17 protein-coding genes and 1 tRNA gene are annotated in these 17,748 nt (G+C 70.6%); 4 read left to right on the top strand and 14 right to left on the bottom strand.

Annotation, left to right across the window (positions count from 1 at the left end):
• Positions 1 to 33 precede the first annotated feature (33 nt).
• From RAC69_RS00605 to RAC69_RS00580, 6 genes are all read right to left on the bottom strand, one after another.
• A complete protein-coding gene (locus tag RAC69_RS00605; protein ID WP_375084420.1) occupies positions 34 to 1,062 on the bottom strand; it encodes an ornithine cyclodeaminase in 1,029 nt (342 codons plus the stop codon).
• Positions 1,059 to 1,712 (bottom strand): FMN-binding negative transcriptional regulator, encoded by a 654-nt coding sequence (locus RAC69_RS00600; RefSeq protein ID WP_375084419.1) that lies wholly within the window; start codon positions 1,710 to 1,712, stop codon positions 1,059 to 1,061. The genes RAC69_RS00605 and RAC69_RS00600 overlap by 4 nt, the downstream gene beginning before the upstream one ends.
• Before the next feature lie 233 nt (positions 1,713 to 1,945).
• Entirely contained in the window at positions 1,946 to 2,785 is an 840-nt protein-coding gene (locus tag RAC69_RS00595; protein WP_375084418.1) for a MaoC family dehydratase N-terminal domain-containing protein, read from the bottom strand.
• Complete coding sequence (locus RAC69_RS00590) at positions 2,782 to 4,011, bottom strand: CaiB/BaiF CoA transferase family protein (RefSeq protein ID WP_375084417.1); 1,230 nt, start codon at positions 4,009 to 4,011, stop codon at positions 2,782 to 2,784. The genes RAC69_RS00595 and RAC69_RS00590 overlap by 4 nt, the downstream gene beginning before the upstream one ends.
• Positions 4,008 to 4,991 carry a hydroxymethylglutaryl-CoA lyase gene (locus RAC69_RS00585; protein WP_375084415.1) on the bottom strand — a complete coding sequence of 328 codons (984 nt, stop codon included), beginning with the start codon at positions 4,989 to 4,991 and terminating at the stop codon, positions 4,008 to 4,010. Before RAC69_RS00585 ends, RAC69_RS00590 begins: the two co-directional genes overlap by 4 nt.
• Positions 4,988 to 6,265 carry a hydroxymethylglutaryl-CoA reductase, degradative gene (locus RAC69_RS00580; protein WP_375084414.1) on the bottom strand — a complete coding sequence of 426 codons (1,278 nt, stop codon included), beginning with the start codon at positions 6,263 to 6,265 and terminating at the stop codon, positions 4,988 to 4,990. The genes RAC69_RS00585 and RAC69_RS00580 overlap by 4 nt, the downstream gene beginning before the upstream one ends.
• Positions 6,266 to 6,473: 208 nt before the next feature.
• On the opposite strand from RAC69_RS00580, the gene RAC69_RS00575 reads away from it, so the two are divergent.
• Both RAC69_RS00575 and RAC69_RS00570 read left to right on the top strand, forming a co-directional pair.
• Positions 6,474 to 7,337: an alpha/beta fold hydrolase gene (locus tag RAC69_RS00575; protein WP_375084412.1), complete on the top strand. Its 864-nt coding sequence runs from the start codon at positions 6,474 to 6,476 to the stop codon at positions 7,335 to 7,337.
• A 71-nt stretch (positions 7,338 to 7,408) separates the two neighbouring features.
• Positions 7,409 to 9,319, top strand: coding sequence for a helix-turn-helix domain-containing protein (locus tag RAC69_RS00570; RefSeq protein WP_375084410.1), 1,911 nt, complete (start codon positions 7,409 to 7,411; stop codon positions 9,317 to 9,319).
• On the opposite strand, the gene RAC69_RS00565 is transcribed toward RAC69_RS00570, so the two are convergent.
• The 7 genes from RAC69_RS00565 to solA all read right to left on the bottom strand — a co-directional run bounded on the left by RAC69_RS00565 (position 9,316) and on the right by solA (position 16,096).
• Positions 9,316 to 9,741 carry a cupin domain-containing protein gene (locus RAC69_RS00565; protein WP_375084409.1) on the bottom strand — a complete coding sequence of 142 codons (426 nt, stop codon included), beginning with the start codon at positions 9,739 to 9,741 and terminating at the stop codon, positions 9,316 to 9,318. The two genes, RAC69_RS00570 and RAC69_RS00565, sit on opposite strands and share 4 nt — an antisense overlap.
• A 19-nt stretch (positions 9,742 to 9,760) precedes the next feature.
• Entirely contained in the window at positions 9,761 to 10,534 is a 774-nt protein-coding gene (locus RAC69_RS00560) for an ATP-binding cassette domain-containing protein (RefSeq protein ID WP_375084408.1), read from the bottom strand.
• Positions 10,531 to 11,400, bottom strand: coding sequence for an ABC transporter ATP-binding protein (locus RAC69_RS00555; RefSeq protein WP_375084407.1), 870 nt, complete (start codon positions 11,398 to 11,400; stop codon positions 10,531 to 10,533). Before RAC69_RS00555 ends, RAC69_RS00560 begins: the two co-directional genes overlap by 4 nt.
• 74 nt (positions 11,401 to 11,474) lie before the next feature.
• A complete protein-coding gene (locus RAC69_RS00550; protein WP_375084406.1) occupies positions 11,475 to 13,049 on the bottom strand; it encodes an ABC transporter substrate-binding protein in 1,575 nt (524 codons plus the stop codon).
• Positions 13,050 to 13,053: 4 nt separating this feature from the next.
• On the bottom strand, positions 13,054 to 14,004 hold the full coding sequence (locus RAC69_RS00545) for an ABC transporter permease (RefSeq protein WP_375084405.1): 951 nt from the start codon (positions 14,002 to 14,004) through the stop codon (positions 13,054 to 13,056).
• Positions 14,001 to 14,951 (bottom strand): ABC transporter permease, encoded by a 951-nt coding sequence (locus tag RAC69_RS00540; RefSeq protein WP_375084404.1) that lies wholly within the window; start codon positions 14,949 to 14,951, stop codon positions 14,001 to 14,003. Before RAC69_RS00540 ends, RAC69_RS00545 begins: the two co-directional genes overlap by 4 nt.
• A 14-nt stretch (positions 14,952 to 14,965) precedes the next feature.
• Complete coding sequence (solA, locus tag RAC69_RS00535) at positions 14,966 to 16,096, bottom strand: N-methyl-L-tryptophan oxidase (protein ID WP_375084403.1); 1,131 nt, start codon at positions 16,094 to 16,096, stop codon at positions 14,966 to 14,968.
• 170 nt (positions 16,097 to 16,266) lie between these two features.
• Between solA and RAC69_RS00530 the strand changes: the two genes are divergently transcribed.
• Together RAC69_RS00530 and RAC69_RS00525 are read left to right on the top strand one after the other, a co-directional pair.
• Complete coding sequence (locus tag RAC69_RS00530) at positions 16,267 to 16,941, top strand: DUF998 domain-containing protein (RefSeq protein ID WP_375084402.1); 675 nt, start codon at positions 16,267 to 16,269, stop codon at positions 16,939 to 16,941.
• Entirely contained in the window at positions 16,938 to 17,531 is a 594-nt protein-coding gene (locus tag RAC69_RS00525) for a TetR/AcrR family transcriptional regulator (protein WP_375084401.1), read from the top strand. Before RAC69_RS00530 ends, RAC69_RS00525 begins: the two co-directional genes overlap by 4 nt.
• A gap of 86 nt (positions 17,532 to 17,617) precedes the next feature.
• On the opposite strand, the gene RAC69_RS00520 is transcribed toward RAC69_RS00525, so the two are convergent.
• Positions 17,618 to 17,689 (bottom strand) — tRNA-Gln (locus tag RAC69_RS00520).
• Positions 17,690 to 17,748: the final 59 nt, after the last annotated feature.

Below are 17,748 nucleotides of genomic sequence, written 5' to 3'. Positions count from 1 at the left end.
CGCCCGGGGCGCAGGGTCGGGGTTCTCGCGGCGTCAGGCGACGGGGACGGGCGAGGTCGCGAAGCCGAACAGGTCCTTGGGGTCGTCGGGCGTCGCGACGAGGTCGATCTCGGTGTCCAGCCCGCTGCCGGCGAGATCCGCGCGCAGGTGGCGCAGGGCCGAGAAGTCCTCCAGCGCGAACCCCACCGAGTCGAAGATCGTCACCTGCTCAGACGAGGTGCGGCCCGGCGCCGTGCCGTCCAGCACCCGCCAGAACTCCGTCACCGGGAAGTCCGCCGCGACGTTCTGGATCTCCCCCTCCACCCGCGTCTGCGGCGTGTACTCCACGAACACCGGCCCGCGCTCCAGGATCCGCGGATCCAGCTCGGTTTTGCCCGGGCAGTCGCCGCCGATCGTGTTGATGTGCATGCCCGGGGCGACGTCGGCGTCGGTCAGCACCTGCGCGACCGCCTTGTCGGCTGTGCACGTCGTCACGACATCGGCGCCGGCCGCCGCCTCGGACGCCGAGGAGCACACCGTGATGTCGAACCCGCGCGACTCGAGGTTGCGCACGAACTTCGCCGAGGCCGCGGGGTCGACGTCGAAGACGCGCAGGCGCGAGATGCCGAGCACACCGCGGAACGCGAGCGCCTGGAACTCGGCCTGGCTGCCCGCGCCGATCATCGCCATGGTTCTGGAGTCGGGGCGCGCGAGACGACGGGCGACCATCGCCGAGGTCGCCGCCGTGCGCAGGGCCGTGAGCATCGTCATCTCCGCCAGGAACACCGGGTAGCCGTTGTGCACATCGGCGAGCACCCCGAACGCCGTCACGGTCTGGTACCCGCGCCCCGGGTTGAACGGGTGCCCGTTGACGTACTTGAAGGCGTACGTGTCGGGGTCACTGATCGGCATGAGCTCGATCACCCCGAACGGGGTGTGGTTCGCGACCCGCTCGCTCTTGTCGAACGACTCCCACCGACGGAAGTCCGCCTCGATCGTGTCGGCCATCTCGGTCATGATGGCCTCCGCGCCGCGGCGCGCGATCCACTCGACCATGTCCTGCACTCCGACGAACGCGGTCATGCTGTCTCCTCCTGTGCCTGCAGCACCTCATGGTTGACCGCGGCGATGCGGTCGGCGAGCTTCGGGTTCTCGTAGGGGCCGGGGCGGCGCAGCGCCTCGACGACGCGCGCGATGACGGCCGCCGGCTTGTCCTGGCTCATCTTGTCCTTGGCGTCGATGCGCTCCACCCGCAGCCGGAAGCCCACCGTGCCGTGCACGATCCGCTCGGCGTACGCGGTGTTCTCCAGCGTGCGGTGCATGAGGAACGGGTCGGGAAGCGGGCTCTCGAACCAAGCGACGAGCCGGTCGAGCACCGCGAGGTTCTCCTCGTCGGACAGCAGCTCGGGGGTGCCGTGCAGATGTGCGACAGCGAAGTCCCACGTGGGGACCGCCGGAGAGGACTCGTACCATCCCGGCGAGACGTAGCCCTGCGGGCCGTACACGATCACCATGGTCTCGTGCCGTCCCAGCTCGTGCAGCCGCTCGTCGGGGCGGCCGACGTGGCTCACCAGCACGATGCCCTCGGCATCCTCCTCGAGCAGCACCGGGTAGTGCGAGGCGACGAGTCCCGCACCCGGCACGTGGCTGACGATCGTCGCCCACGGGTTCTCGCGCACGAGCGCGCGCACGGCGTCGACGTCGTCGAGCGCGTAGTCGGGGTTGTGCCTCATGGCGTCTCCAGGTCGGGCTGTCGGGTGGCTGTCGGGTGAACTTTCGAATCGCTTGAATTGCGGAAATCGTCGGGTCGAAGTCGCACATCAAGCGATTCGAAAGCCGAGGGGCGACGGCGTCAATCCGCCGTATTCACGCTACGGAGACACGGCGGTGGCGGCAATGTTCTGTCGCGACAGTGCTTGTCCGTGAACTGTGCTGTGTGCACAGCGATACGCCCGGGGGAAGAGTGTCAGCGGTCGGAGAACGCGATGTCGGCGGTGGCGAGCACGACGTCGTCGGCGTCGAGAGCCGTCACGCGCAGGCCGTCGCCCGTCGCGCCGCCCCCCACGAGCCGCAGCGGCCGGTCGACGAGGATGGGCGCGATCGCCCGCACGTCGAGACGGGCGGGCACGCGTCCGTCGGCGTGGCGCCGGGCCGCGTCCATGAGCAGGATGCGCGTGAGCGGTCCGTGCACGAGGAGGTCGGGCAGCGCCTCGACGTCGCGCGCCCACGCCCGGTCGTAGTGGATGAGGTGCGTGTTGAAGGTGAGCGCCGAGAAACGGAACAGCTGCCGCGCGTCGAGGGAGATCTCCTCGACCCAGTCGGCCTCGGCCGCGACCTGCGGCTGCGGCTGCGGGGCACGCTGCGGCGCATCGGGGTCGGCCGCCTCGAGGAACACGTCGTGCCAGACGCTGCGCACCGCGACCTCCCCGTCGACCGCGTACTCGCGGGCGATGTCGACGAAGGTCAGCCGACCGCGCGAGCCGGACTTCTCGACGACGCCGCCGAGCGTCGTGGTCTGCGTGACCTCGTCGTCGACGCGGATCGGCCGCAGGAACTCCGTCGTCTCCCCGGCGTACATCCGTCGCGGCAGGTCGATCTCGGGCACGACGCCGTCCCGCGCGGGCGTGCCGTCCGGGCGCAGGTCGGCGAGCGGCACCGCGAACGGGAAGAACACGCCCTCCCACCCCGCGGGCAGCACATCGCCCGCGTCGAGCACGGGATCGGATGCGGCGAACGTGCCGCGGTACGCCTCGACCGTGCCCGTCGTGATCGGCTCGGTGCGCACGACCCGCGGCGACGGGCTCACGGCAGCACCCCTGCGGCACGCAGTTCGGCGATGCGCGCGGCGTCGTAACCCGCGTACGTCGCGAGCACCTCGTCGGCGTGCTCGGCGAACCTGTTGGCCGTGCGGGCCGGGGTCGCGGGTGTCTCCGACAGCTTGATGGGCTGGCCGAACATGCGCAGGACGCCGAGGTCTCCGTAGTCGGCCTCGACGATCATGTCGCGCTCGGCGGTCCCCGGGTCGTCGACGACCTCGCCGATCGTCTTGATCGCGGTGAGGGGCACCACATCGCCCGCGAGGTCTTCGAGCTCCTGCTTCGTGCGGCTCGCGAGCCACCCGGCGACGATCGGCTTGACGCGCCGCTCGTAGACGTCGTCGTCGAACCGCTTGCGCATGGTGTCGATCTCCGGATCCTCTTTGTGCTCGGGCGTGCCGAAGAGGTCGCAGCTCGCGTTCCAGAGCTTGTCCGTGTACGCCCCGAAGAACACCTGGCCGTCCGCGCAGTCGAACAGCTCGTACGGTCGCACCCAGGCGTGGGCGTTGCCCTGCGGCGACGCGACGTTGCCCGTGACCGTGTAGTCGACCACGGCGGTCTCGGTGAGCGCGACGATGCTGTCGACCTGCGCGACGTCGACGACCTGGCCGACGCCGGTGGCCTCGGCGTGACGCAGGGCCGCGAGCGTGCCGATCACGGCGAAGAGGGTCGCCGAGAGATCGCCGATCGTGACGCCGACGCGTACCGGCGGCTGGTCGGCGTAGCCGTTCATCGACCAGATGCCGCCCGCGGCCTGCGCCGTGTTGTCGAACGCGGGGCGCCGGCTGCGCGAGCCCGTGCGGCCGTACCCCGAGATGGCGGTGTACACGAGGCGCGGGTTGACCTCGCGCAGCACCTCGTAGCCGACGCCGAGCTTCTCCATCGTGCCCGGACGGAAGTTCTCGACGAGCACGTCGGCTCCGCGGACGAGATCCTTCAGGACCTCCTTGCCCTCGGGCGTCGCGAGGTCGAGGCCGACGCCGAGCTTGCCGCGGTTGTACTGCGCGTAATAGGCGCTGAACTCCTCGTCGCCATCGGTCAGGTACGGCGGGAAGCCGCGCGAGACGTCGGGGTCGCGGGGGTTCTCGACCTTGATGACGGTCGCGCCGAGGTCCGCGAGGGTCTGTGACGCGTAGGGACCGGCCAGCACACGCGAGAGGTCGATCACGGTGACGCCGGCGAGGGCGCCGGGTGCGGGGAGGGTGGTGTCGATCATGCGGTGGTGACCTCCTGTGCGGGTTCGGGGGCGTCGAGCCCCGCGGCGGCGAACGCGCGGGCGACGTTCGACGCGGGGCGGACGTTGCGGAGCCGGGAGAGCCACAGCGTGGTGGCGGCGAGGGCCCGGAGATCGAGTCCCGTCTCGATGCCCAGCCCGTGCAGCATCCACACGAGATCCTCTGTCGCGAGGTTACCGGTCGCGCCCTTGGCGTACGGGCACCGACCGAGTCCGCCGACAGACGCGTCGAACTCCGCGACTCCGAGGCGCAGGGCCGCGTGCACGTTGGCGAGGGACTGCCCGTAGGTGTCGTGCAGGTGCAGCGCGATCGCCTCGACGGGGACGCCGGCGGCCCGCGTTTCGCCGATAATGGACGCCGTGTGACCGGGCGTCGCGACGCCGATCGTGTCGCTGATGGCGATGGTGCGGGCACCCGCCTCGTGCAGGGCGCCGGCCGCCGAGACAACGGCGTCGGACTCGACGGAGCCCTCCCACGGGTCGCCGAACGCCATCGACACGTAGCCGCGCACCGGCACACCCTGACGGGTCGCCTCGGCGATGACCTCGACCGCGCGGTCAATCGCGCCCGAGCGGGTCGTGTTGAGGTTCGCCTGGGCGAACGACTCGGTCGCGCTCACCACGACGGACACCTCGCGGATGCCGGCGTCGAGCGCGCGCTGCAGACCGCGCAGGTTCGGCACGAGGCCGACGGCCCGGGCGCCCTCGGGCACCTCGAGCGCCGCGACGACCTGCTCGGCGTCGGCGAGCTGCGGGATCCACGTCGGCGGGACGAAGCTCGTCACCTCGACGTCACGGCTGCCCGCGGCGTACAGCCGTCGGCACAGCTGCGCCTTGATCAGCGCCGGGATGATGTCGGTCTCGGCCTGGAGGCCGTCGCGGGGGCCGACCTCGAACACCGTGACGCGGGCCGGCAGGCCCTCCTCGCGGACGACCCGAGGGGCGGGCAGCGCGTCGGTCATGCGGATGCCCCGGCGCGCAGCTCGGCGAGCACCTCGCGGGCGTGCTCCACGCGGATGCGGCGGTCGGCGACGATGCGCGCGGCGACCGCGCCGATCTCGTCGACCTCCGCGCCCGCCGAGGCGGCGATCGTGCGGGCGTGCAGGGTCATGTGCCCCCGCTGGATGCCCTCGGCGGCGAGCGCGCGGCACGCGGCGAGGTTCTGCGCGAGGCCGACCGCGGCGATCACGCTCGCGAGCTCGCGGGCCGTCTCGACGCCGAGCAGGCGCACGGCGGCCTGCGCGGTGGGGTGGGCCCGCGTAGCGCCGCCCACGAGGCCGACCGCGAGGGGCACCTCCAGGGTGCCGACGAGGTTGCCGTCGGCATCCTTCTCGAACTGCGAGAGCGCGGTGTAGCCGCCGGCGCGCGCGGCGTGCGAGTGGCATCCGGACTCGACGGCCCTGGTGTCGTTGCCGGTCGCGAGCACGACCGCCGTGATGCCGTTCATGATGCCCTTGTTGTGCGTGGCGGCACGGTAGGCGTCCGCCTCGGCGAACGCGCTCGCGGCGACGATGTCGTCGACGACCTGCGTTCCGCCGAGCATCTCGGCGTCGAACACGGCGCGGGCGCGGGTGAGGCGCAGCTCGGCCTTGTTGGTGAGGATGCGCAGCAGGGTCCGCGTGCCGGCCACCTCGGCGATGCGCGGGGCGATCGCCTCGGCCATGGTGTTGACGGCGTTCGCGCCCATCGCGTCGCGCACGTCGACGTGCAGGTGCACAATGACCTGCGTGCCGGCGCGGGTGGGCAGCACCCGCACCGAAATGGCGAAGGCGCCGCCGCCGAGCGAGACGAGCATCGGGTCCTGCTCGTTCGCGAGCGCAAGCAGCTCGCTCTCGGCTTCCAGCAGCGCGAAGCGCGTGCCGTGAGGGTCGACGGCGTCGAGCACCTGGATCTGCGCGATCATGACGTCGCCGGTGTACGAGGTCGTGAAGCCGCCGAGGTCGCGGGCCATGCGGGCGGCGTTCGACGCCGCTGCGACCACGCTCGGCTCCTCCGTCGCCATCGGCACGAGCCGGTCGACGCCGTCGATCGTGAAGTTCGTGGCGACGCCGACCGGGATGCCGACCATCCCCACGACGTTCTCGATCATGTGGTCGGCCTGCGCGAGCGAGAGGCCGTCATCGGGACGCAACGCCTTCAGGGAGTCCGGCTCGATCCCGGCTCCTTCCGCGACGAGCGAGAGCCGCTCGTCGGGGGTGTGATCGCGCAGTCCGGAGATTCGGCTGTTGGTCGGCATCGGCCACCTTCCTTCCATCCAGCCGCCGGGTCCGCGGCGCTGGGGTCACAGATGACACTAGGAGCGCACGACAGGGGCGACGATGGGTGGAACGCTCATCGCCAGGGCGCTCGTATATGCGGTCGACACATCACTCCCGCCCTGTCGCGAACCTAGACTCGCAGAACACCCGACGCTCGACCCCGATCCCGACGCGCGAGGAGAACCGATGCCGTACACCGAATCCGCCGACGTGCGCCTCTACTTCGAGGTCTTCGGCGCCGACGACTCCCCCGTCCTCGTGCTCGTCTCGGGCGGCGGGGCGCAACTCCTCAGCTGGGACGAGGAGTTCATCCGGCTGCTCGTCGACGGAGGTCTGCGGGTCGTGCGCTTCGACAACCGCGACACCGGGCTGTCGCAGCTGTTCGGTGACGACGACGAGGTCGACGGCGGCTACGACCTGATCGATCTCGCGGAGGACGTGCTGCGCGTGCTGGACGAACTGGGCGTCGCGTCCGCCCACATCGCCGGGCATTCGATGGGCGGGATGATGGCGCAGATGCTCGCAATCCACCACCCCGAGCGCGTGCGCAGCCTCGGGCTCCTCTCCACCCTCCCCGGGCAGTCACCTCGATACGTGCTGCACGGGGAGCGCCCGGAGCTCGCCGAGCCGCCGGTGCGCGTGTCGAGGGAGCAGGCGGTCGCCTTCGCCGCCGCCGCGGTGCAGGCGGGCGCCCCCGGTCGGTACGACCCGCAGGTCGACTGGCACGTGCGCGCCGCCGGTGACGCCTACGACCGCGGCTACCACCCGGCCGGCTTCTCGCGGCAGTGGGCGGCGCTGCGACGCGCGCCCGAGCGGCTCGAGGATCTGCGCGGCGTGCGGGCGCCGACGCTGGTCTTCCACGGGCGCGACGACGATGTGCTGCACTGGGCCGGAGCGGTCGACATCGCCGAGGCCGTGCCCGGCGCTGAGCTGCAGGTGCACCCCGACATGGGGCACCTCATCCCGCACGAGTTGTGGCCCGACCTCGCCGGCGCACTGCTGCGCACCGCCGCGCGCGGCGAGGAGCAGCGCAGCGCCGACCGGATTTGAAGACCACGACGGTCATGCTCGACACTGAACTCGGGCGCCCGCCGGCGCAGACCACCGCGGAAGGGACGACGATGCCCGAGCACGACGATGCGATCGCCTCGCTCCTCGACGCCGCCTACGACCCTGCGCTCGTCGGCCCGACGGGGGTCAGCGACGCGCTGCGCCGTCTCGGCGCGGGTCAGGCGGATGCGGCGCTGCTCGCCGAGCGTGTGGCCCGCACCCAGCGCGAACTGTCGCGCCTGCGTCGTCGCGAGCACGAACTCACCGCCCTCTTCTCCAGCGCGCGCGAGCTCGCCGAGCTGCGCGACAGCGATGCTGTGCTCGCCCGACTCGTGCAGCGCGCGCGGGAGATGATGGGCGTCGATCTCGCGTACCTGTCGGAGTTCGACCCCGACACGGCGGAGCTTCGGGTGCGCGAGACGAGCGGGTCCGTGAGCGCGTCGTTCCAGCAGTTGCGCGTGCCGCCCGGGCGCGGGCTCGCGAGCGTCGTCGTCGAGTCGCGCTCGGCCCACTGGGCGGCCGACTACGCGACGTACACCGCCGACCGCCATGACGCGGGGATCGACGATGCGGTGTCCGCCGAAGGACTCGTCTCGCTCCTCGGCGTGCCGATGCTCAGCAGCAACGACGTGCTCGGCGTGCTGTTCGTCGGCAATCGCGAGAAGAAGGAGTTCTCCCCCGACGAGGTGGCGCTGCTGTCCGCCCTGGCGGACCATGCGTCGGTGATCCTGCAGACGACGCAGACGCTGCGGGACCTGCGCGACTCGGAGGACGCGAGCCGCCGCACGCTGGAGAGCCTGACCGCCCATCTCGTCGAGCGCGACCGCGCGAACACGGTGCATCAGGAGCTCGTCCAGGCGGTGCTCGCCGGCGGCGGCTTCGCCCCGGTGGCCGAGACGCTGGCCTCGGCACTCGGCCGGGCCGTCGCGATCATCGACGCGCAGGAGAACGTGATCGCCGCGGCCGGACTCCCCCTCGCCCCGGGGATGCTGTCGCTCGGCGAACCGGTGCGGTCGGCTCTCGCCGAAAGCCGACGCCACGGACACTGCGTGCCGATCGCCGGCCCCGGGGTGCGCGCCGTGTCGGCGCTGACCGCCGGCAGCCGGCACTTCGGCGCCCTGCTGCTCGGCGACGGGGCCTTCGAGCTGGGTGCCGTCGACCTGCGCACGATCGAGCGCGCCGCGCAGGTCGGGGCGCTGCTCGAGCTGCAGCAGGAGGCGGCGTCCGGGGCCGACCGCCGGGTGCGCAGCGAGCTGATCGCCGATCTGCTCGACGACGTGCCGGAGCGCCGGTCCGACGTCGAGCGTCGCGCGCGGCGGCTCGCCGTCGATCTCGGCGCACTGGACTCGCTGCTCCTGCTGTCCGTGCCCGGCGACCAGCAGGCGGCTGCCGCACGCGCGCTGTCTCGTTCGCTGGACGACCGCGCGCTCGTGGGCGAGTATCGCGGTTTCGTCGTCGCCGCTCGCGAGCACACCCGCGTCGATGTCGATCTCGAGCAGCTGCGGTCCCAGGTCTCGGCGGCGATCCAGGATGCGGTGACCCTCGTCGTCCCTCCGCCGCATCGCGACCCGCTCCCCGCCGCGTTCCTCTCCGCGCGACGCACCGCGCGCCTGCTGGCGGCGCTCGGTCTCGACGGCCTGACCGCGCACGTCGAGGACTTCCTCCCCTATTCGGCGGTGCTCGATGCCGACGCGGAGGGCCTGTCGACCTTCCTGCGCGACACGATCGGCGCCGTCCGCGACTACGACGCGGATCGCAACGCGGATCTCCTCGGCACGCTCCGAGCCTTCGTGCGCCACAATGCGAGCCCGACCCGCACCGCGCGCGCGTTGAACTTCCACACCAACACGATCCTCCAGCGTCTCGACCGACTCGATCACGTGCTCGGGCCGGGATGGCGCGACGACGAGCGGATGTTCCGCATCGGGATCGCCGTGAGGCTCGACGAGCTGCGCGAGCGATTGCGCGCTCCGAGTTCCTAGCGCTCCGCCTCCGCGTCGAAGACCTCCAGCCCCGTCTGCGGGAAGGGGTGCGGGCCGCGCGGACCGAACACGAGCACCAGTTCGGCGACGGCATCCGACTCGTTCCGCACGCCGTGACGCATGCCCTCCGGTGCGTAGAACGCATCGCCCGGCGTTAACGTGCGCCGATCGTCGCCGGAGGTGACGACGACCTCGCCCCTGGTGACGACGTACAGCTCGTCCGAGCTGCCCGGCGAGCAGCTGTCCGGATCGCCACCCAGGTGGTGGTGCTGTCCCTCCTCGGCTCCGGGTTCCAGCCGGTACATCATGACCGAGATGGGCAGCGATGTCGTCTGGCGGAAGAACCACTCGATGCCGATGCGACCGGCACCGTCGTAGAGTTCCCAGTCGTGGTGGTCGCCGCCGCGCTTCTGAACGCGCATGGCTGTCTCCTCTCGTGAGTCAGCTCCGGTACAGCACGGGCATCGATTCGAGCAGTGTCCGCGTGTAGGGGTGCTCGGGGGCGTTCATGACCTGCTCCCCCGTGCCCTCCTCGACGACGCGGCCTCGATGCATGACCGCGACGCGGTGCGCGATGTGGTGCACGACCGACAGGTTGTGGGTGATGAAGAGGTATGTGACCCCGGAGTCCTTCTGCAGCTGCACGAGCAGGTTCAGCACCTGGGCCTGCACCGACACGTCGAGGGCCGACGTGGGCTCGTCGAGGACGACGAACTCGGGCTCGGCCGCCATCGCCCTGGCGATCGCGATGCGCTGACGCTGTCCGCCGGAGAACTCGTGCGGGTAGCGTCCCGCGGCATCCATCGGCAGCGCCACACGGTCGAGGGCGTCGGCGATCCGTCGCCGGCGCTCCTTCGCGCCGACGCCGGCCGCGACCAGCGGTTCGGCGATCGATCGAGCGACCGTGAAGCGCGGATCCAAGGAGTCGTTCGGGTCCTGGAAGACCATCTGGACGCGACGGCGATGGCGCCGCAGGGCACTGCCGCGCAGGCCGGTGACGTCGGTCCCGTCGAACTCGATCGTGCCGGCGGTGGGCGTGCGCATCAGCAGGATGGCCCGCGCGAGGGTGCTCTTGCCCGACCCCGATTCGCCGACCAGACCCAGCGTCTGTCCTCGTGGCACCGTGAGGCTCACGTCGTCGAGGGCTGTCATGGTGTCGTTGCCGTGACCGAAGCGCTGCGTGACGTTGCGGACGCGGAGGACGTCGTCGCTCATGAGGCCTCCTCCAGAACGGGCGCCACCTCGGCGAAGTCGTTGACGGCGGGGATGACGGCGAGGGGCGAGCGCACGGGCACCGACGGACGAGGGATGCTCTCCAGCAGAGCGCGGGTGTAGGGATGCCGTGGATCGTCGAGCACCCGGCGAGCCGATCCGGACTCGACGACCCGCCCGCGGTACATCACCGCGACGCGCTCGCAGAGCTGTCCGATCACGCCCAGGTCGTGACTGATGAACAGCACTCCCATCCCCGTCTCGTCCCGCAGGGTGCGGATGAGGTCGAGGATCTGCGCCTGCACGGTCACGTCGAGGGCGGTCGTCGGTTCGTCTGCGACCAAGAGGTCGGGTCCGGCTGCGACGGCGATCGCGATCACGACGCGCTGCCGTTGTCCGCCCGACAGCTGGTGCGGGTAGTAGTCCAGGCGCTTCTCCGCGTCAGGCATCTGCACGAGTCGGAGGATCTCGAGTGCCCGCGACCTGGCCTGGCGTCGGTCAGCCTTCCCGTGGATCTGCAGGACCTCGGCGATCTGCGCGCCGATGCGCATGCAGGGGTTGAGTGCCGACATGGGCTCCTGGAAGACCATCGATGCCGCGAGGCCGCGGATCTTCGCCCAGTCGCGCTCGCCCGCGTCGTTCATGTCCTTGCCGGCCACGTCGAGCCTGCGCGCCGTCACGCGCGCCGAGTCAGGCAGCAGGCCCATCATGGCGAGGGCGATGCTCGATTTGCCGCTGCCCGACTCGCCGATGACCCCGACGATCTCGCCCTTGCGCACGCGCAGCGAGACGCCGGAGACCGAGGGCGGGGCGCCGCCGTAGGCGATGCTGAGGTCGTCGACGCGCAGGGCGTCGGTGTCTTCGGTCATGCGCTTCTCGTTCCTGTCGAGCGTGCGGGTAGGGTGCCCCGACGCCGCAGGATGCGCGGCGTCGGGGCGGGGCCTCACTGGGTCAGCCAGGCGTGGTCGAGAGCCGATCGCGCGTAGAACGCGTCATTCTCGTAGTCGTGCAGCTTGTTCGAGTCCCACACCTCGAAGTACACCGGCACGGCCGCCGGCACGAACTCGAGCGCCTTGTCTGCGGCCTCCGTCGCGAGCTGCGCGATGAGGTCGGCGTACTCCTCGGGCGTCGCCGCCGACTTCGCCTGCACGAGCAGCTCGCGCGCCTTGTCGGCGTCGGGGTTGCCGTCCCAGTGGTTGTAGTAGCCGCCCTCGAGCAGCACCGGCTCGAGGTAGTAGGCGGCCGAGGCACGCGGGCTGCCGGGGATCGCCACGAGGTCGGTCCACGACTCGCCGGTGGTGAAGATCGGCGAGATCTCCGCGAGGGGCGTCGCCTTGAGGTTGAGGGTGATGCCCGCTTCGGCGAGCTGCTGCTGCATCATCTCGTAGACCGGGTGGTGCGCTGCGGCGACATCGCCCATGTAGCTGAGGGTGATCTCGGGATTCGGCTGTCCGGCTTCCGCGAGCAGGCGCTTCGCCTCGTCGACGTCGCGCTCATGGTAGGGCAGAGTGGTCGCGTCGGTGGCTCCGGGGTCTCCCGCTGGTGGCACGAACGAGATGCCCGCGTTGCCGAGCATCGCCGTGTCCACGATCGCCTGCCGGTCGAGCGCGAGCGAGAAGGCCCGTCGCACGTCGATGTCGGCCAGCGGCCCGGACTCGGGGTTGACGTACACCGCGAGGTTCTGGCGGAACGCGGCGTCACCGAGCGTGAACCCCGACGATGCCGCCTGCTGCGCGAGACTGCCGTCGATGAACGCCGCGGCCTGCACGCTGCCCTGCTGCACGGCGGCGAGGAGGGTGTTCTCGTCGGGGTACAGCTCGAACACGATCGTGTCGATGTAGGGCTCCTCGCCCCAGTAGTTCTCGTTCTTCTCCAGGGTGACCGAGACACCCTGGTTCCATTCCGTCACCTGGTAGGCGCCGGTTCCGACGCTGCTCGTCTGCCGTTCCTCCTCCGAGGCATTGCCGTACGCCTCCTCGCTGACGATGAGGAAGGTCTGCCGGGCGGAGACCGCGTCGAGGAACGTGCCGTCCGGTGCGCTGAAGCGGAACGTGACCTCGTAGTCACCTGTCGCCTCGACGCTCTCCATGAGGCTGAGGTAGGTCGCGTTCGTGCCGCCGTCCTTGCGGGTCTCGAACGAGTAGACGACGTCCCCGGCGTCGAACGGGGTGCCGTCTGCGAACATGACGTCGTCGCGCAGCTGAAACACCCAGGTCGTGTCGTCGGTCTGCTCCCATTCGGTCGCGAGCGCGGGTTCGATCGTTCCGTCGTCGTCGCGCGTCAGCAGGGTGTCGTAGGCCATCGAGTAGATGACCTCGGCCGCGATGGTCGAGGCGACCATCGGATCGATCCCGCCTGCGGACGGCTCGGCCGGAACACCCCAGGTGAGGGTGCCGCCGGCGACCGGGTCGCCCGCGTCCTGCCCGCCGTTGCCGGTGCCGCCGCCGGACGTGCATCCGGCGATCGTCAGGGTCGCGACGGCGAGTGCCGCCACCCCTGCCCAGTGTCGTCTGTTCATACCTCTACTCCGTTCGGGTGTGGTGCATGGGTGTGGTGGTGCGGTCGGGGTTCGCGGAGTCGCGGCGCTTCGTCCGCCGTCCCAGCGAGAAGGCGGGTTCGCGGCGTGGCGCGAGATAGTCCTGCAGGCCGTCCGCGAGGAGGTTCCACGCCGCGGACAGCAGGATGATCACGAGCGAGGGAAGGATGATGAGCAGCGGGTTCATCTGCATGAACCGCGTGAACTCGCTGATCATGCGCCCCGCAGAGGGCTCGGGAGCCTGCACGCCCTGACCGAGGTAACTGAGGGCTGCCTCGATGAGAACGACCTGGGATGCCACCGACGCGAACTGCACGAACAGCGGTGTCAGCACGTTGGGCAGCAGGTGCTCCACGATGACCCTGGCCGGCCGGACGCCGCTCAGAGTGGCGGCGAGCACGAAGTCGCGCTCCCGGAGGGCGATGACCGGCGCGCGCATGACCCGTGCGAAACCGGGGGCGAACACGAGCCCGAGGGCGAGGATGAGCGGCCATGGCCCGTTGCCGATCACGACTCCGACGACGAGCGCCACGAGGATCGCGGGGAGGGCGAGCACCGCGTCGACGATGCGCATGATCACGGCGTCCACCCATCCCCCGACGTAGCCGGCGAGCAGGCCGAAGAAGGTGCCGATGACGGCACCGAGCAGCGCGGCCGCGCCGGAGATGACGAGACTGGTGCGCGCGGCGAGGGCGAGTCGGGTGAAGGTGTCGCGGCCGAGGTTGTCGGTGCCGAGCGGGTTGTCGAGGCTCGGCGGTCGGAGGGCAGGCCCCGCCGCGACGAACGGGTCGTGCAGGGGCCACAGCGTCATCCAGCCGGCGACGACGAGGATGACCGCGAGGATCCCCGCTCCGCTCCAGAACGACGGGCCGAAGCGACGGCGGCGCGAGCGCCTTCCCGCGATCTCGGCGAGGGCGAGTTCTCTTGTGACGGTCATCGTGCGTGCACCCTCACTCGGGGATCGATCAGCGGATACAGCAGGTCGACGGCGAAGTTGATCACCACGTACACCACGCCGATCAGCAGCACACTGGCCTGGATGATCGGGTAGTCGGACGAGCGGATGCCGGTGAGCAGCAGCGACCCCATCCCCGGGAGCGAGAAGACGGCCTCGATCACGACGGTGCCGCCGACGAGGGCTGCCAGCTCGATACCGATGACCGTCGTCACGGGGATCAGGGCGTTGCGCAGCGCATGGCGCCCGACCAGCACGCCGGCGGAGGCGCCTTTCGCTCGTGCCGTGCGCACGAAGTCCTGTCCGAGCGTGTCGAGCAGTGTTCCCCGGGTGTAGCGCGCCACGATCGCCGCGAGGACGATGCCGATGAGGAGCGCCGGCAGGATCAGCACTCCGATCGCGCGGAGCGGGTCGTTCGCGGCGCCCGAGTACCCCACGAGCGGCAGCCTCAGGGTGAGGGAGTTGACGAGGACCAGCACCGTTCCCAGCACGAACGGCGGGGTGGCGAGGAGCACGAACGAGAACCCGCGCACCAGGTGGTCGGGAACCCGGCGCCAGCGCGTGGCCGCGAGGACGCCGGCCGGGATGCCGAGCACGGTGCCGAACACGGTGGCCATGACGGCGAGGGTCAGGCTGAGAGGCAGGCGGGCGGCGATCAGCGCCGAGACCTCACCGGGCACGGTGATCGCCCGCCCGAAGTCCCCCTGCACGACACCCAGCAGCCACGCGAAGTACTGCGTGATCCAGGGCCGGTCGAGACCGAGCTCCTCGCGGAGCGCCGCCAGCTTCGCCGGATCGGGGTTGGCCGGGTCGACGAAGGCCGCGAGCGGGTCGCCCGGGATGATCCGCACCATCGAGAACACGAGGACCGACAGGATGAACAGCACGAGCAGCGACGACAGGATGCGCTGGAGGATATACCGGGTCACGAGCGGATTCCCGGTCAGGCGAGGATCATCGCGTCCGCTGCGGCGAACTCGCTGAGGTCGTCGGTGGATTCGCCGTCGAGCGCGAGCTCCGCGAGCACCCTGCCCAGGGCCGGGGTGAACTTGAATCCGTGTCCGGCGGCCAGTCCGACGATGATGTCGGGGTGCTGCGGCAGGGCGCTGAGCACGAACCGACGGTCCTTGGTGAGGGCGTACTGGCAGGTCACCGTGCGCAGCTCCGGTCCGGAACCGGGGATCACGTCGTGCATGAAACCGGTGAGCTGCTCGATGAGCTCCGGCGAGGGGACGAACGACCGGGTGGCCGGCGTCATACGGTTCTCCGACACATCGCGCGCCGCCTTGATCGTCGGCTCTCCGTACGTCGGGAAGCCGTAGTAGCACTCGTCGTCCTCCCAGATCCACACGGGGAAGGACGAGCGGTCGTACTGTTCGGGGTGCTCGGGACGGAAGTAGCTGACCTGCTCCTGCATGATGTCGAGCGGGATGGCCGCGCCGAGGGGCTCGAGCAGTTCGTTGGTCCACGCGTCGGCCGTGACGATGACCTTCCGCGCGCGGATGTCCCCCTGGGCTGTGCGCACGATGACGCCGTCGCCGTCCGGCTCGAGCGCGACGACGGGGGTGCGGTCGCGGATGTCGGCTCCGTGGACGCGAGCGCGCATCTGCAGTGTGGCGACGGTGCGAGACGCGTGCGCGATGCCGGTGTCGGCGGTGTAGACGGTCTCGACATCGTCGGGCACGTGGAACTGCGGCCACCGGGCGTGCACCTCGGCGGGCGAGAGCAGTTCGTGCTCGACATCGCACTCCGTGAGCGCGGCGGTGAAGTCGGATGCCGAGTACGGGCCGGCCACGGGGAGCATGATGATGCCGCCGGTGATCGTCAACAGGCGCTCCCCCGACTCGGCTTCGAGGTCCGCCCAGTCGCGATAGGCCGACTGTGCGAGGCGCACGTACGCCGAGGACCCGTACGAGGTGCGCACGATCCGGGACGTGTCGTGGGACGCGCCGCGGACGTGACCGAGCTCGTACTGCTCGAAGGCGACCACCCTGGCTCCTCGACGGGCGAGGTGATAGGTGGCGGCGCTGCCCAGCGCTCCCATCCCGACGACTGCGACCTCGAACGACTCCATGATGCTCCGTCTCTGACCTGGCCGCCGGCGGCGGTCGACCTGTTGTCGTTCAGTGTGGGGGGCGTCGCTCGCGGCCCACTATGGGCGGTCCGTCCACGTTGTGCGCGTGGGAATGGAGGGTCGATACGCCGCTCTGATCGCACACGGCGCTGCGGACTAATATGGTCCGTATGCGACCGATTCAGTCCAAGAGTGCCGTGCTGTGGATCCTCGCCGCCGCGATCTACCTCGTCGCGGAGGCGGTGAGTGCGTCAGCCTTCCCCGGGTACTCGTACGCCACCAACTACATCAGCGACCTCGGCGTCCCCGACGTCGGACAGTTCCAGGGGCGCACGATCGACTCGCCGCTGCACCTCGTGATGAACGCCGCTTTCGTGCTGCACGGCGTGCTCTTCGCGAGCGCTGCAGCCCTCACCGTCCGCGCAGGCGGCTGGCGGCGCGGTGCACGTCGATGGTTCCTCGGCGCAGCCCTCGTGCACGCCGTGGGCATCATCCTCGTCGGGCTGTTCCCCGGCAGCCAGACGAACGCCGACAACGGACTCATCTCGCTCCATGTGCTCGGGGCGGCGATGGCGATCATCGCCGGCAACGTCGCCGCGATCGTCGCGGGCAGGACCGCGCTGCGGGAGTCCCCGCGATGGCTGGGCTCGGCATCCGTCGCGCTCGGCGTCATCGGGCTGCTCGGCCTGGTGATGCTCCTCGTCGACTCGAACTCCGCCGCGTTCACCCTGCTCGCCGACGGCGTGTGGGAGCGGATCGCCGTGTACACGATCCTCGCGTGGGAGCTGCTCGTGGGCGTCACCGCCCTCGTGCTCCGCGGGCGGTCGGCGACGGTGCGCGCATGATCCTCTCGTCACGACCGGTGCGGCCCACCCACGCCGAGATCGACGAGGCCGTCCTCGACACGGCGGCCTCGCTCGTCGCGCGCCGGGGAGCGAGAGAGACCTCAATCCAGGCCGTGGCTGATGCGACCGGGTTCTCGAAGACCGGCCTGCTCCGGAGGTTCCCCTCGAAGGATGCTCTCATCGACGCGGCTCTGGACCAGTGCGTACGGCTCACGGAGAGCGTGCACGCCGAGGTGACGGGGCTCGACGACGACCGAGCGCGAGACGCGGCGACCATCGCGGCCCTGGTCGAGCTCGCCCTCCGCCACCCCGGGTGGGCGAGGGTCGTGCTCGCCTCCCTCCCGCCGATCGAAGACGAGCGGCTGCTCGCCGGACTCGCGCGGATCGGAGCGCTGGTGTCGGACATGTTCCGAATCGACGAGGCCTCGAGCCTGCATCGTCGGGCCCGAGTCACCGGCGCCCTCGGCGTGCTGGTCACCCTGGCCCTGACGTACCAGGACCAGACCACCGCCGAGGTCGCTCGGCCTCTCATCGTCGATGTGTGTCTGACGACGCTCGGCGGGATCGTCGGTGACGGGCCCTCGACCTGAACCGCGTCGGAGCACGTCGCCGCCGCATCGGTGGCGAACTGACCGAAAACGACGAAACCCCCGCCTGAGCGGGGGTTTTCGTTCTGCTGGGGTACCTGGACTCGAACCAAGAACAACTGAACCAGAATCAGCCGTGTTGCCAATTACACCATACCCCAAGGGCGAAACCGGAGCCTCGCACCGAGAGTCAAGCCTACCCGAGCGGCGACCGGAATGC

Origin of the sequence: Microbacterium sp. LS_15, from assembly GCF_041954735.1 — a bacterium.
GTDB lineage: Bacteria > Actinomycetota > Actinomycetes > Actinomycetales > Microbacteriaceae > Microbacterium.
Note: the sequence above shows the minus strand (reverse complement) of the source record. Positions and strands in the feature narration are given on the sequence as shown.